Annotated in this window: 11 protein-coding genes; 6 read left to right on the forward strand and 5 right to left on the reverse strand. The window is 64.4% G+C overall.

What is annotated here, in order from left to right; all coding sequences use genetic code 11:
* Position 1: 1 nt before the first annotated feature.
* Complete coding sequence (locus tag N805_RS23650; RefSeq protein WP_019471133.1) at positions 2 to 1723, forward strand: putative 2-aminoethylphosphonate ABC transporter permease subunit; 1722 nt, start codon at positions 2 to 4, stop codon at positions 1721 to 1723.
* 18 nt (positions 1724 to 1741) lie between these two features.
* Positions 1742 to 2767 (forward strand): putative 2-aminoethylphosphonate ABC transporter substrate-binding protein, encoded by a 1026-nt coding sequence (locus N805_RS23655; RefSeq protein ID WP_019471134.1) that lies wholly within the window; start codon positions 1742 to 1744, stop codon positions 2765 to 2767.
* A gap of 114 nt (positions 2768 to 2881) precedes the next feature.
* On the opposite strand, the gene N805_RS23660 is transcribed toward N805_RS23655, so the two are convergent.
* Both N805_RS23660 and N805_RS23665 read right to left on the reverse strand, forming a co-directional pair.
* A complete protein-coding gene (locus N805_RS23660) occupies positions 2882 to 4246 on the reverse strand; it encodes a GTPase/DUF3482 domain-containing protein (RefSeq protein WP_019471135.1) in 1365 nt (454 codons plus the stop codon).
* Positions 4239 to 5630, reverse strand: a complete 1392-nt coding sequence (locus N805_RS23665; RefSeq protein ID WP_019471136.1) for a DUF2868 domain-containing protein — start codon at positions 5628 to 5630, stop codon at positions 4239 to 4241. Before N805_RS23665 ends, N805_RS23660 begins: the two co-directional genes overlap by 8 nt.
* A gap of 54 nt (positions 5631 to 5684) precedes the next feature.
* Here N805_RS23665 and N805_RS23670 point away from each other — a divergent pair, with 54 nt between their 5' ends.
* Entirely contained in the window at positions 5685 to 6200 is a 516-nt protein-coding gene (locus tag N805_RS23670; RefSeq protein ID WP_019471137.1) for a dihydrofolate reductase, read from the forward strand.
* Positions 6201 to 6235: 35 nt separating this feature from the next.
* Here the strand turns inward: N805_RS23670 and N805_RS23675 are convergent, their stop codons facing one another.
* Positions 6236 to 7627, reverse strand: coding sequence for an L-cystine transporter (locus tag N805_RS23675; protein WP_019473235.1), 1392 nt, complete (start codon positions 7625 to 7627; stop codon positions 6236 to 6238).
* 244 nt (positions 7628 to 7871) lie between these two features.
* On the opposite strand from N805_RS23675, the gene N805_RS23680 reads away from it, so the two are divergent.
* Positions 7872 to 8927 (forward strand): phosphorylcholine phosphatase, encoded by a 1056-nt coding sequence (locus N805_RS23680; RefSeq protein WP_019473234.1) that lies wholly within the window; start codon positions 7872 to 7874, stop codon positions 8925 to 8927.
* Positions 8928 to 9101: 174 nt separating this feature from the next.
* Here the strand turns inward: N805_RS23680 and ilvD are convergent, their stop codons facing one another.
* Positions 9102 to 10943, reverse strand: coding sequence for a dihydroxy-acid dehydratase (gene ilvD / locus N805_RS23685; protein ID WP_019473233.1), 1842 nt, complete (start codon positions 10941 to 10943; stop codon positions 9102 to 9104).
* 271 nt (positions 10944 to 11214) lie between these two features.
* Positions 11215 to 12411 carry a class I SAM-dependent rRNA methyltransferase gene (locus N805_RS23690; RefSeq protein WP_019473232.1) on the reverse strand — a complete coding sequence of 399 codons (1197 nt, stop codon included), beginning with the start codon at positions 12409 to 12411 and terminating at the stop codon, positions 11215 to 11217.
* A 232-nt stretch (positions 12412 to 12643) separates the two neighbouring features.
* Between N805_RS23690 and N805_RS23695 the strand changes: the two genes are divergently transcribed.
* Both N805_RS23695 and mutM read left to right on the forward strand, forming a co-directional pair.
* Positions 12644 to 13462 carry an HDOD domain-containing protein gene (locus N805_RS23695; protein ID WP_177313769.1) on the forward strand — a complete coding sequence of 273 codons (819 nt, stop codon included), beginning with the start codon at positions 12644 to 12646 and terminating at the stop codon, positions 13460 to 13462.
* A 3-nt stretch (positions 13463 to 13465) separates the two neighbouring features.
* Entirely contained in the window at positions 13466 to 14278 is an 813-nt protein-coding gene (mutM, locus tag N805_RS23700; RefSeq protein ID WP_019473230.1) for a bifunctional DNA-formamidopyrimidine glycosylase/DNA-(apurinic or apyrimidinic site) lyase, read from the forward strand.
* Positions 14279 to 14393 lie beyond the last annotated feature (115 nt).

The raw sequence follows: 14393 nt of genomic DNA on the forward strand, positions 1-14393 counted from the left end.
GATGGCCGCGCCAATGTCCCTGCCGCTGAGCCAGGCCAAAGCCGCGCGTGCTGGCGTCGCCCTGGGTGACCGGTTGTTCGTCGTCGGCGGCAAGAGCCTGCTGCTGGTCCTGTTGGTGCTGGCCGTGCTGATGCCGCTGCTGGCGATCTTCTGGCGTGGCTTCAGCGCTGACGCGGGCCAGGGCGGCGGCTTGCTGGCAGCCCGTGAACTGTTCGCCAGCGACAACTTCCACTGGTTGCTGGGCAACAGCTTGTCGGTGGCTTTCACCGTCGCGGCCATCGTGGTGCCGCTGGCCTACTTGTTTGCCTATGCCCTGCAGCGCACGCTGATCCCGGCCAAGGGCCTGTGGCGGGGGATTTCGCTGCTGCCGCTGCTGGCGCCGTCGATGCTGCCGGCCATCGCCCTGGTCTACCTGTTCGGTAACCAGGGGCTGCTGCGCGGGCTGCTCAGCGACAACATTTACGGCTTCTGGGGCATCGTGCTGGGCGAGGCCATCTACACCTTCCCGCATGCGCTGATGATTCTGCTGTCGGCGCTGTCGCTGGCCGATGCTCGGCTGTTCGATGCTGCCTCCAGCATGGGCGCCGGCCCAGGTCGGGCGTTCACCAGCATCACCTGGCCGGCCACGCGCCAGGCGGTGTTTGCGGCGTTCTGCCTGGTGTTCACCCTGACCATCACCGACTTCGGTGTGCCGGTGGTGGTTGGTGGCGACTATCAGGTGCTGGCGCTGGAGGCCTACAAGGCGGTTGTCGGCCAGCAACAGTTCGGCCGTGGTGCGCTCATCGGCATGGTGCTGTTGTTGCCGGCCCTGTTCAGCTTCAGCGTCGACGCCTGGCTGCGCCGGCGCCAGGGCGAGGCCATGAGCGGCCGTGCCCAGGTGTTCGAGCCCAAGCCATCGCGTGGCCGCGATGCCTGCTTCCTGGCCATTGTGCTGCTGGTGTGCGCGGTGTTGCTGCTGGTGATCGGCATGGCGGTGTATTCGTCGCTGGTCACGTTCTGGCCGTACAACCTGTCATTGTCGCTGCGGCACTACATGTTCGAAGACACCGCAGGTGGCGGCTGGCTGGCCTACCGCAACAGCGTGAGCATGGCCATCGGCACCGCGCTGATCGGCAGCATCGTGATCTTCACCGGTGCCTACCTGATGGAGAAGACCCAGGGCCAGCGGCTGCTCAACCAGGTGCTGCGCCTGCTCAGCTTCATCCCCATGGCCGTGCCGGGCCTGGTGCTGGGCCTGGGTTACGTCTTCTTCTTCAACCTGAACGGCAACCCGCTGCATGTGCTGTACGGCAGCATGGGGCTGTTGGTGGTGTGCACCATCGCCCATTACCTGACCACTGCGCAGATGACCGCAACCACCGCGCTGCGCCAGCTTGATGGCGAGTTCGAGGCCGCCGCGCTGTCGCTGAAGGCGCCGCTGTACAAGCACTTCCTGCGCGTGACCGTACCGATCTGCCTGCCGGCGCTGCTGGACATCATCCGCTACCTGTTCGTTTCGGCGATGACCACCGTGTCGGCGGCGATCTTCCTGTACAGCCCCGACACCATCCTGGCGGCCGTTGCCGTGCTGAACATGGATGACGCCGGCAACGTTGGCGGTGCCGCCGCCATGTCCACCCTGATTCTGCTGACCAGTGCCGGCGCTTCACTGCTGCTGGCCGCAGCCTCACGCGGCCTGCTGCGCCGCTCCCAAGCCTGGCGCCAACGCGCCGCGACCGTCTGACCTGTAAGGAACCTACCCATGTACAAGCACCTTGCACTTGCCGCTGCCGTTTGCGCCGTGTTCAGCCTGCAGGCTTCGGCCGCCGGTACCCAGCTGACGGTCTACACCGCGCTGGAAGCCGAGCAGCTCAAGAGCTACAAGCAGGCCTTCGAGAAGGCCAACCCTGACATCGAGATCAAGTGGGTCCGCGATTCCACCGGCATCATCACCGCCAAGCTGCTGGCCGAAAAAGACCGCCCGCAAGCCGACGCGGTGTGGGGCCTGGCGGCGTCCAGCCTGGCCATTCTTGACCAGAACGGCATGCTGGAAGCCTATGCACCCAAGGACCTGGGCAAGATTTCCGGCAACTACCGCGACGCTGCCAACCCACCAGCCTGGGTGGGTATGGACGTGTGGGCCGCGACCATCTGCTTCAACACCATCGAGGCCGAGAAGCAGGGCCTGAGCAAGCCGGTGAGCTGGCAGGACCTGACCAAGCCTGAGTACAAGGGCAAGATCGTCATGCCGAACCCGGCCTCGTCGGGTACCGGCTTCCTTGACGTGAGCGCCTGGCTGCAGACCTTTGGCGAGCCGCAAGGCTGGGCCTACATGGACGCGCTGCACCAGAACATCGGCCAGTACGTTCACTCCGGCTCCAAGCCATGCAAGCTGGCGGCTGCGGGCGAGTTCCCGATCGGTATCTCGTTCGAGTACCCGGCCGTGCAGCTCAAGCGCCAGGGCGCGCCGCTGGACATCGTGCTGCCCAAGGAAGGCCTGGGCTGGGAGATCGAGGCGACTGCGGTGATCAAGGGCTCGCCCAAGGCGGATGCGGCCAAGCGCCTGGCTGATTTCTCGGCCAGCCCGGCGGCCATGGAGCTGTACAAGGAAAACTTCGCCGTGCTGGCCGCGCCGGGCATCGCCAAGCCACAGACCGAGCTGCCGGCGGACTATGAGCAGCGCCTGATCAAGAACGACTTTGCCTGGGCATCGCAGAACCGTGACCAGATTCTGGCCGAGTGGCGCAAGCGCTACGACGGCAAGTCGGAGAAGGTGGCCCAGCAGTAACCTGTACCGGCCTCTTCGCGGGCATGCCCGCTCCCACAGGTACTGCGCAGGTCCATGGCTGTGCGCTATCGCTGTGGGAGCGGGCGTGCCCGCGAAGGGGCCAGACCTGGCCACTCAAAATTGGGAAACCAGTGCCTCCAGCTGTTCCTGCCGCTCAGCCTGATTCAGCTTTGCCCCTGGGTTGAGGGTGGACCACTGCGGATGCGCCCGGGCCTTCACCAGTGCCTCTGGCAACTTGCCCTCGCGCCAGGCCTTCTCATCCAGCTCACCCAGCCTGATGCTGTCTTGCGCCGCATGCCCGCGGTTATCCAGCGCCACCATCAACTGCTGCTGACGCAAAGCCAGCAGGCGCAATACCGTGTCGTCCACGGTCAGCTCGCGCTTGCCCTTGAGCTTGCCCAGCAACCGCGAGCCATAGTTGCGCGCCGTCTGCAGCGCGCCGCCGGCAATCGCCCCGGCCAGCGCTGCCGCGCCGAGGGTAAGCCCGCCGACCAGCAGATCGACCCCGGCCCCGGCTGCAGCTCCGGCCGCCACGCCGCTGCCCAGGCGCACGCCCAGCAGCTTCAGGGTTTCAGGATTGAACAGGTCATCGCCCCAGCGGCCATCGAGCAACGGCAAATCGCTGGCATGGGCATCTTCACGGCGGAAGGCATACAGCTTGAGCAAGGCTTCGACACAACGCTGTTCACGTTGGCGTATGTCCTGGCGCAGCGCCTCTATGGCACGCGCTTCGGCCGCAGGTTCGGCCTCTACACTGCGCCGGCAGGCGGCGCAGTCCAGCAGCAGCTCAGCGATCAGGCGCTTGCCACTGTGCTGGCGGGCCAGGCGCTGTGCCTGCTGGTCCTCGATCAGCCGTTGCAGGGCTGGGCGGGCGTCCTCCAGCAGCAGGGCCAGGCTTTCGTACAAGCGGCGCTCGCCATCCTCGGGAGGGGCCACGCTGTCGAACCGCACCAACGCGTGAAGGCCAAGCCGGGCAAGGGCTTCACGCCATTGCGGCTCGCGGTGCTGGTGGCTGGCGACGAAGTTGAGCACCGGCAGCAATGGCTTGCCGCAGCTGGCCAGCACTTCCAGTTCATCGCGGTACTTGGCCAGCACCGGCTCGCGCGCATCGATTACATACAGGCCGGCATCGCTGGCCAGCAACTGGCGCAGCACCTTGGCCTCCTGCTCGAAACGCTGGCGCGCTTCGCTGCCCTGCAGAAAGCGCTCCAGGCGGGCCGGGCCGTCCAGGCGCTCGCCCGGGCGTTCCAGCCGCTCGAGGTAGTCGAGCAGGGCAATGGCGTCCTCCAGGCCCGGGGTGTCGTACAGCTCCAGCAAGGGTTCGCCGTCCACCGACAAGCGCGCACCTTCTACATGGCGGGTGGTACTGGGGCGGTGGGACACTTCGCCAAAGCCGACGTCACGGGTCAGCGTGCGCAGTAGCGAAGTCTTGCCGACGTTGGTATGGCCGACCACGGCCAGTTTCAGTGGCTCAGTCATGGCCATGCTCCAGCCAGGTCAGTGGTGAGGTGTCGGCATGCTGCAGGCCAAGGCGGTCCAGGGCTTCGTGCCAATCGCCGAGGCGCTGGGCATCGACGGCCTGGCCCGGTGCAGCCTGCAGCAGCCAGATACGGGTTGCGCCGGCATTGCGTGCCAGTTCGGCGAGCAGCGCCAGGCTGCCGCGGTCGGGCGAGCGCCGGGGGTCGCAGGCGATGGCCAGGCGTGCCGGGGGGAAGCGGCTGAGTTGTTCGAGCAGCCGGTTGCGCGACTCGCGGCTGTCGAGCACGCCGGCATCGATCACGCTTTTCGGCAAGGCGGGCGGCCAGGGGCGCTGGTCGTCCAGTTCCAGCCCCACCAGCAGGGCACCGCTGCTGCCGCTTTCCAGCTGGCCGGCGGCAAACTGTGGCAGGGCCTCGGGCGCGGCGTCCTGCACGCCGATGCGTTCGCTGCGTGGCATCAGTGCATCACGCAGTTGCGCGTAGCCGGGCAGGCTCAGGTCCAGCGCCAGGCGCTCGCGGCCCTGGCGCCAGCGCCACAGGCACAATGCGGCCAGTACCAGGCGTGGTAACAGGCCATACACCAGCACCACCCCTAGCAACCAGCTGGCCCAGGCCTGCCGGGCTTGCTCCAGGGCCGGCATGGTGTCGCCGCTGGCGCGGATCATGGCTTCGTCGGGCACGGCAAAGCCCAGCAGTGAAGGCAGGGCACCCAGCGCTTGGGTCAGGTGGATGAACGGGTCGGCGGCAAGCAGCGTGGTTTCCCAGACAAAGCCATAGCGCCGAGTCGCCAGCAAGGCCAGCAGCATGCCCAGGGCGGTGAGCATGGCCAGCAGCCACAGGCCATGCACCAGCAGGCCAAGCAGCCAGCGGTTAAGGCGTTGGCGTTGCAGCAGCACCAGCAGTGCAGGTGCCAGGTGTGCGGCCTGGGCATCGCGGGCAAAGCGTTCACTCAGCCATAGCCACAGGCGCCCCAGCCCCGCGCCATGCTCGCCGCTCAGGGCAAAACCGATGGCCCAGCCCAGCAGCATCAGCAGGTTCAGCCCGAGCAGGCTGCCCAGGGCCCAGAATACGTTTACCGGTCGCTGCCCATCACCCAGGGCGGCCAGGGCCAGGCCCGCGCCGCTGAGCACGGCCATCACCAACAAGGCCAGCAGCGCCAGGCGCGCACCTTGCTTCCAGTGGCGCAGGGCGGCGCTCATGCCGTCGCGTTCGGCCAGGAACAGTGCACGGGTTTCGATGCGGGCCGCCAGGTCGCCGCCCAACTGGCGGGCGCGGCGGTTGGCTTCCTGGTCCTCCAGGGGGCCGGCGTGTTCCTCGCGCAGGCGTACCGCTTCGGTGAGCCAGCGCTTGTCCAGTGGAGTCGGTTCAGTCACATGGTCTTCCATTGCACAGGTCAGGGCAGAAGCATAACCCACACGCCCGGTGCTATCCTCGCTGGCATGAATACATCACTCCCCCTTAGCCTGATCGCGGCTTACGCCGAGAACCGCGTGATTGGCATCGACAACTCCATGCCCTGGCATTTGCCGGGGGATTTCAAGTACTTCAAGGCCACCACCCTGGGCAAGCCGATCATCATGGGGCGCAAGACCTGGGATTCGCTGGGGCGGCCGCTGCCTGGGCGGTTGAATATCGTCGTCAGCCGCCAGCCCGGCCTTGAACTGACAGGCGCGGAGGTATTTGCGTCGCTTGAAGAGGCGCTGGTGCGGGCCGAGCAGTGGGCGCGCGAGCAGGGCGTTGAAGAACTGATGCTGATTGGCGGGGCGCAGTTGTATGGGCAGGCGCTGGAGAAAGGGCTGGTCAGCCGCATGTACCTGACGCGGGTGGAAATGGCGCCGGAAGGGGATGCCTGGTTCCCTGCGTTTGATGAGGAGCATTGGACGCTGGAGTCGAGTGAGGCACAGGCTGAGGAAGGTAAGCCTGCTTATCACTTCGAGGTTTGGGACAAGGTTTGAGATTGTCGGGGGCGCGAAGCGCCCCCGGCGATCTGTCAGGAGTGGCTCAATTCGGCATGCTCATCGCCGGCCAGCACGTCCTTGTCGGTCTCTTTCAGCAGCTGGCTGGTGACCACGCCCGCGGTCATCGAACCGTTCACGTTCAGCGCCGTACGCCCCATGTCGATCAGCGGCTCCACCGAAATCAGCAACGCCACCAGCTCCACCGGCAAGCCCATGGCCGGCAGCACGATCAGCGCGGCAAAGGTGGCACCGCCACCCACGCCGGCAACCCCAGCCGAACTCAACGTGACGATGGCGACCAAGGTAGCGATCCACAACGGGTCGAAGGTATCGATGCCCACTGCCGGTGCCACCATCACCGCCAGCATGGCGGGATAGAGGCCGGCGCAGCCGTTCTGGCCAATGGTGGTGCCGAACGATGCGCTGAAGCTGGCGATCGACTGCGGCACACCCAGGCGGCGGGTTTGCGCTTCGATGTTCAGCGGAATGCTGGCGGCGCTGGAGCGGCTGGTGAAGGCGAAGGTCAGCACCGGCCATACTTTGCGGAAGAAGCGCAGCGGGCTCACACCGGTCGCAGCCAGGATCACGGCATGCACCACGAACATCAGCCCCAGCCCCAGGTACGACACCACCACAAAGCTGCCCAGCTTGAGGATGTCTTCCATGTTCGAGCTGGCCACCACCTTGGTCATCAACGCCAGCACGCCATACGGGGTCAGTTTCATTACCACCCGCACCAGGCGCATCACCCAGGCTTGCAGGGTGTCGATGGCCGACAGGGCGCGCTCGCCTTTCTCGGCATCGTCCTTGATCAGCTGCAGCGCGGCCAGGCCGACGAACACGGCGAAGATCACCACGCTGATGATCGACGTCGGCTTGGCCCGCGCCAGGTCACCCACCGGGTTGCTGGGGATGAACGACAGCAGCAACTGCGGGATATTCAGGTCGGCGACCTTGCCGGCGTAGTCGCTGTGGATAACCTGCATGCGCGCGCTTTCCTGCACACCGGCCACCAGGCCTTCGGCACTCAGGCCGAACAGGTTGGTCAGCACGATGCCGATCAGCGCGGCAATGGCGGTGGTCAGCAGCAGGGTGCCGATGCTCAGTACGCTGATGCGGCCCAGCGACGAGGCATTGTGCAGGCGCGCAACGGCGCTGAGGATCGAGGCGAAGATCAGCGGCATGACAATCATCTGCAACAGGCCGACATAGCCGTTGCCGACCAGGTCGAGCCAGGCGATGGTGGCCTTGAGCACGGGGTGGCCAGCGCCGTAGATCGTGTGCAGGGCGAGGCCGAAGACGACGCCCAGCACCAGGCCCAGCAGTACCTTCTTGGCCAGGCTCCAGTCGGTGCGGCGGGTTTGTGCCAGGCCCAGCAACAGGGCCAGGAACGCCAGCAGGTTAAGTGACAGCGGCAGGTTCATTGAAGCTCCAGCAGAAAAAAGCAGAGGTGGCATCGCCTCTGTGAGCGATTGCGAACGGAAATGCTAACAGCCTGAAAACAAACGAATTTATACCCAAATGGAATTTGCATAGTCGTTTATGGAATAACGAAGTGTCGCGGATTGCAATGAACGCGGCGTTTGCGGCTGTATAGAGGTCGTTATCGAGGGTTGGCAGTGGGGATTGTTGCACTAGCGTTTCTGGGTCATTTCAGGAGATTCGTACATGAAAGTCGCTGTGAAAGCCGCCGCCATCGGCCTGTCCCTGCTGTTCAGTATCGAAACCTTCGCCACCGAGCTCAAACATTGGCCTGCTGAGGCCGCCCGGCAGCTCGACAGCATGATTGCAGCCAACGCCAACAAGGGTAACTACGCGGTGTTCGACATGGACAACACCAGCTACCGCTATGACCTTGAAGAAGCCTTGCTGCCGTTCATGGAAAACAAGGGCCTGCTGAGCCGCGACAAGCTTGACCCGTCGCTGAAGCTGATGCCGTTCAAGGACACTGCCGAGCACAAGGAAAGCCTGTTCAGCTACTACTACCGGTTGTGCGAAGTCGACGACATGGTCTGCTACCCGTGGGTGGCCCAGGTGTTCTCGGGTTTTACCCTGAAGGAGTTGAAGGTGCAGGTGGATGAACTGATGGCTTCTACCAAGCCGATCCCCAGTACTTATTACGAAGGCGACCAGGTCAAGACCATCGAGGTACAGCCGCCCAAGGTCTTCAAGGGCCAGGCCGAGCTGTACAACAAGCTGATGGAGAATGGCATCGAGGTGTACGTGATTTCGGCGGCCTCCGAAGAGCTGGTGCGCATGGTCGCCTCGGACCCCAGGTACGGCTACAACGTGAAGCCGCAGAACGTGATCGGCGTGAGCCTGCTGCTAAAGGACCGCAGTAATGGCCAACTGACCACGGCACGCAAGCAGATCACTGCTGGCCACTACGATGCCAAGGCCAACGAAGGGCTGGAGCTGACCCCGTACCTGTGGACCCCGGCTACCTGGATGGCGGGCAAGCAGGCGGCCATCCTGACCTACATCGATGAATGGAAGAAGCCGGTGCTGGTGGGCGGCGACACGCCGACCAGCGATGGCTACATGCAGTTCCACGGGGTGGATGTGGGCAAAGGTGGCATCCACCTGTGGATAAACCGCAAGGCCAAGTACATGGACCAGCTTAACGGCATGATTACCAGGAATGCGGCGGCGCAGGCCAAGGAAGGGTTGCCGGTGACGGCGGACAAGAACTGGGTGATCGTGACGCCGGAGCAGATTCAGTAGTTGTTGTGTTGTCTGTTCCGGCCTCTTCGCGGGTGAACCCGCTCCCACAGGTGCGCCACAGAATCTGAAATCAGTGTAGTACCCGTGGGAGCGGGTTTACCCGCGAAGGGGCCGGAACAGGCATAAAAAAACCGGCACCCAGGGCGCCGGTTCTTCTTTCACGCTAAAAAAGCCTCAGAGCCCTTCCAGCATCGCCTTGTTGCGCACCGCACCCTTGTCGGCACTGGTCGCCAGCAGGGCGTAGGCCTTCAGCGCGGTGGTCACCTTGCGTGGGCGCACTTCAGCGGGCTTCCAGCCCTTCTTGTCCTGCTCGATGCGGCGCTCGGCCAGCTCTTCGTCGCTGACCAGCAGGTTGATCGAACGGTTGGGGATGTCGATCAACACCTTGTCGCCATCACGGACCAGGCCGATGGCGCCGCCAGCAGCGGCTTCCGGCGAGGCGTGGCCGATCGACAGGCCCGAGGTGCCGCCCGAGAAGCGGCCGTCGGTGAGCAGGGCGCAGGCCTTGCCCAGGCCTTTGGACTTCAGGTACGAGGTCGGGTACAGCATTTCCTGCATGCCCGGGCCGCCTTTCGGGCCTTCGTAGCGGATGATCACGATGTCGCCGGCCTTCACTTCGTCGGCGAGGATGCCGCGCACGGCGCTGTCCTGGCTCTCGAAGATCTTGGCATTGCCTTCGAACACGTGGATCGATTCGTCGACACCGGCGGTTTTCACCACGCAACCGTCAACGGCGATGTTGCCGTACAGCACAGCCAGGCCGCCTTCTTGCGAGTAGGCGTGCTCGAAGCTGCGGATGCAGCCGTTTTCGCGGTCGTCATCAAGGGTTTCCCAACGGGTCGACTGGCTGAACGCAGTCTGGGTCGGGATACCGGCAGGGCCGGCCTTGAAGAAGGTGTGCACGGCTTCGTCATCGGTCTGGGTGATGTCCCATTTGGCGATGGCTTCTTCCATGCTGCGGCTGTGCACGGTCGGCAGGTCGGTGTGCAACAGGCCGCCACGGGCCAGCGAACCGAGGATGCTGAAGATGCCGCCGGCGCGGTGCACGTCTTCCATGTGGTACTTCTGGATGTTCGGCGCCACTTTGCACAGTTGCGGCACTTTACGCGACAGGCGGTCGATGTCCCGCAGGTCGAATTCGACTTCGCCTTCCTGGGCTGCGGCCAGCAGGTGCAGGATGGTGTTGGTCGAGCCGCCCATGGCGATGTCCAGCATCATGGCGTTTTCAAACGCCTTGAAGTTGGCGATGCTGCGCGGGAGGACCGACTCGTCGTTCTCGCCGTAGTAGCGCTTGCACAGCTCGACAATGGTGCGGCCGGCAGTGAGGAACAGCTGCTCGCGGTCGGCGTGGGTGGCCAGGGTCGAACCGTTGCCCGGCAGGGCCAGGCCCAGGGCCTCGGTCAGGCAGTTCATCGAGTTGGCGGTGAACATGCCGGAACACGAACCGCAGGTCGGGCAGGCGCTGCGCTCGTATTCGGCGACTTTTTCGTCGGACGCCGTGGAGTCGGCGGCGATGACCATGGCGTCGACCAGGTCCAGGCCGTGGCTGGCCAGTTTGGTCTTGCCGGCTTCCATCGGGCCACCGGAAACGAAGATCACCGGGATGTTCAGGCGCAGGGCCGCCATCAGCATGCCGGGGGTGATCTTGTCGCAGTTGGAGATGCACACGATGGCGTCGGCGCAGTGGGCGTTGACCATGTATTCCACGGCGTCGGCAATGATCTCGCGGCTTGGCAGCGAGTACAGCATGCCGTCGTGGCCCATGGCGATGCCGTCATCGACCGCGATGGTGTTGAATTCCTTGGCCACGCCACCGGCGCGTTCGATTTCGCGGGCAACCAGCTGGCCCAGGTCCTTCAGGTGCACGTGGCCCGGGACGAACTGGGTGAACGAGTTGGCGATGGCGATGATCGGTTTCTTGAAATCTTCGTCCTTCATCCCGGTAGCGCGCCACAGGGCACGGGCGCCGGCCATGTTGCGGCCTTGGGTGGAAGTCTTGGAACGATAATCAGGCATGAAACACTCCTGGCGGCTTAATCAGGTCACATAAAGGGGAGTGAGCTTCTCTTGTCCTTTGTGCCGCAGGCCGGTTGCCACTGGCACGGATGGGGCCGAAGACAGCACGGGATCGCCGCGTGCTTGGCCAGAGCTCATAAACCCGCCGGGGATGACTGGCGATGAATAGGCCGATTCTACACCGCTGGCGCGGTGAGGGAATGCAGATATGGATGGTTGGCGGGGAGTTTGCAGCAGGAAAGGGCCGCTGGGCGGCCCTTTGTAGCAGATATCAGCTATTTGGCAGCAAGCGGCACGTGATGCTCTTGATGTAGCGGGTTTCGGCGATGGCCGGGTGCACCGGGTGGTCCGGGCCCTGGCCGCCGCGCTCGAGCAGCTGCATGTTGCGGTCCAGGTGGCGGGCGCTGGTCAGCAGGATGTTGTTCAGGTCGTCCTCGGGCAAGTGCATCGAGCACGAAGCGCTGACCAGGATGCCGTCCTTGTTCAGCATGCGCATGGCCTGTTCGTTCAGGCGGCGGTAAGCCGCTTCGCCGTTTTTCAGGTCCTTCTTGCGCTTGATGAAGGCGGGTGGGTCGGCAATGATCACGTCGAAGCGCTCTTCGGCAGCCTTGAGCTCGCGCAGGGCTTCGAACACGTCGCCTTCGATGCAGGTCAGCTTCTCGCTGATGCCGTTCAGTGCCGCGTTACGCTCCACGCCATCGAGGGCAAAGCCCGAGGCATCGACACAGAACACTTCGCTGGCGCCGAAGGCACCGGCCTGCACGCCCCAGCCACCGATGTAGCTGAACAGGTCGAGTACACGCTTGCCTTTCACGTACGGCGCCAGGCGCGCGCGGTTCATGCGGTGGTCGTAGAACCAGCCGGTTTTCTGGCCTTCACGCACCGGGGCTTCGAACTTGACGCCGTTCTCTTCCAGCGCCACCCAGTCCGGTACTTCGCCGTAGACGGTCTCGACATAGCGCTGCAGGCCTTCGGCGTCACGCGCGGCGGAGTCGTTCTTGAACAGGATGCCGCTGGGCTTGAGCACCTGCACCAGGGCCGCGATCACGTCGTCCTTGTGCGCTTCCATGGTGGCCGAGGCCAATTGCACCACGAGGATGTCGAAGAAGCGGTCGACCACCAGGCCCGGCAGCAGGTCGGAATCGCCGTAGACCAGGCGGTAGCACGGCTTGTCGAACAGGCGCTCGCGCAGCGACAGGGCGACGTTCAGGCGGTGCACCAGCAGCGACTTGTCCAGCGGCAGCTTGATGTCGCGCGACAGCAGGCGGGCGCAGATCAGGTTGTTGGGGCTGAGTGCGACGATGCCCAGCGGCTTGCCGTTGGCCGCCTCGAGAACGGCCTGCTGACCGGCCTGAAAGCCTTGCAGCGGGGTCGCGGTGACGTCGACTTCGTTGCTGTAGACCCACAGGTGGCCGGCGCGCAGGCGGCGGTCGGCATTGGCTTTGAGGCGAAGGCTGGGCAGGGACATGACGTCGCTCCGGAAAAAAGAGCGGGAGTATAGCGTGTCTGCGGTGCTTTCGCCTTTAGAGGTGCAGCGCCTGGGAGATCGAGCGCCGCCCGCGCGGCGCTCGATTTCCCAGGCGCTGCACCTGTCACGGCGAGCGCAGAGAGGGTTAAAATCCCCGGTCCTAAACGAGTGTGCACGTATGTCCCAAGAACTCAGCGCCGAACAGATCCAGCAAGCCTTGCAAGGCATCACCATCCCGCCGCAACCGCAGATCATGGTCGACCTGCAGTTCGAGCAGTACATGCCTGACCCGGACCTGGAAACCATCGCCAAGCTGATTTCCCAGGACCCGGGGCTCTCGGGCGCCTTGCTCAAGCTGGTCAATTCCCCGCACTTCGGCCTTTCCAACAAGATCGGCTCGATTCAGCGCGCGGTGAACCTCCTGGGCAGCCGTTCGATCATCAACCTGATCAATGCCCAATCGATCAAGGGCGAGATGAGCGACGAGACCATCGTCACCCTCAACCGCTTCTGGGACACCGCCCAGGATGTGGCGATGACCTGCCTGACGCTCGCCAAGCGCACCGGTATCCAGCCCGCGGACGAGGCTTACACCCTGGGCCTGTTCCATGACTGTGGCGTGCCGCTGATGCTCAAGCGCTTCCCCGACTATATGGATGTGCTGGTGCAGGCCTATGCCCAGGCCGACGAAGAAACGCGGGTGGTCGACACCGAAAACCGCGTGTTCAACACCAACCATTCGGTGGTCGGTTATTTCACCGCCAAGTCGTGGCGCCTGCCTGAGCACCTCACGGCAGCCATCGCCAACCATCACAACGCCCTGGCGGTGTTCCGCGACGAGAGCTCGCGCAATGCCCAGAGCCAGCTGAAAAACCTGCTGGCGGTACTGAAGATGGCCGAGCACATCTGCGCGTCCTACCGGGTGCTCGGCAACCAGGCGGTGGACCACGAATGGAACGTGGTCGGCCCGCTGGTGCTCGATTACATCGGTCTGTCGGAATACGATTTCGAAAACCTCAAACAGAACATTCGCGAGCTGAGCGGGCACTGACACATGCCGGAATTGCCAGAAGTTGAAACCACCCGGCGCGGTATTGCGCCCCACCTGGAGGGCCAGCGCGTCAGCCGCGTGGTGGTGCGTGACCGGCGCTTGCGCTGGCCAATCCCGGAAGACCTGGATGTGCGCCTGTCGGGGCAGCGCATTGTCAGTGTCGAGCGGCGCGCCAAGTACCTGTTGATCAATGCCGAGGTTGGTACGCTGATCAGCCATCTGGGCATGTCGGGCAACTTGCGGCTGGTCGAGCTGGGTTTGCCGGCGGCCAAGCATGAACATGTCGACATCGAGCTGGAGTCGGGGCTGATGCTGCGCTACACCGACCCGCGCCGCTTTGGTGCCATGCTGTGGAGCCTGGACCCGCTGAACCACGAGCTACTGCTGCGCCTCGGCCCTGAGCCGCTGACGGATCTGTTTGACGGTGAGCGCCTGTTCCAGCTGTCCCGCAGGCGGTCGATGGCAGTCAAACCGTTCATCATGGACAACGCGGTGGTGGTGGGGGTGGGCAACATCTACGCCACCGAAGCGCTGTTTGCCGCAGGTATCGACCCACGTCGGGAGGCGGGCGGGATTTCACGGGCGCGCTACCTGAAGCTGGCGATCGAGATCAAGCGGGTGCTGGCGGCGGCGATCGAGCGCGGTGGTACCACCCTGCGCGACTTCATCGGTGGCGATGGGCAGCCGGGGTACTTCCAGCAGGAATTGTTCGTCTACGGACGAGGCGGGCAGCCGTGCAAGGTGTGCGGCACGGAGTTGCGCGAGGTGAAGCTGGGGCAGCGGGCGAGCGTGTATTGCCCGCGCTGCCAGCGGTAAGGCTGGGGGCCGCTTTGCGGCCCAATTCGCGGGTAAACCCGCTCCCACAGGTACGGTGCAGGCCTGTAGGCCAGTGAGTTACCTGTGGGAGCGGGTTTACCCGCGAACAAGGGCG

The organism is Pseudomonas putida S13.1.2, assembly GCF_000498395.2.
GTDB classification, from domain to species: domain Bacteria; phylum Pseudomonadota; class Gammaproteobacteria; order Pseudomonadales; family Pseudomonadaceae; genus Aquipseudomonas; species Aquipseudomonas putida_Q.